This is a genomic window from Pseudomonas sp. HY7a-MNA-CIBAN-0227 (assembly GCF_040310325.1).
In the GTDB taxonomy this organism is placed as follows: domain Bacteria; phylum Pseudomonadota; class Gammaproteobacteria; order Pseudomonadales; family Pseudomonadaceae; genus Aquipseudomonas.
On the sequence record NZ_JBEOPT010000189.1, the window covers coordinates 1 to 263 of the forward strand.

General features: G+C 41.4%; 1 protein-coding gene. It reads left to right on the top strand.

The features are described from left to right. Positions 1–263: hypothetical protein (locus tag AAEZ06_RS27515; protein WP_350617288.1), on the top strand; the 263-nt coding region annotated here is incomplete at both ends.

Genomic DNA, 263 nt, shown 5'->3' on the forward strand with positions numbered 1-263 from the left:
GGATTACACTCCTCAAAAATATAAAAAAGCCAAACAAGAAAAACCCACAGGCTGGTTTGAAGCATTAAAAGAAGAGACAGGTTCGTTTCTAGCAGGTGAAAACACCTCGTCTTGGGCACTATTTGCTGAAATTGTGATCGGTGCAGTTCCTATTGCAGGACAGCTTATTGATGCGCGAGACATCATCAAGGCAGTCATGAGCCTTAAAGATAAACCCTCCGATATTACATTATGGTTCTTACTCATAGCAGCATTAATAGGGC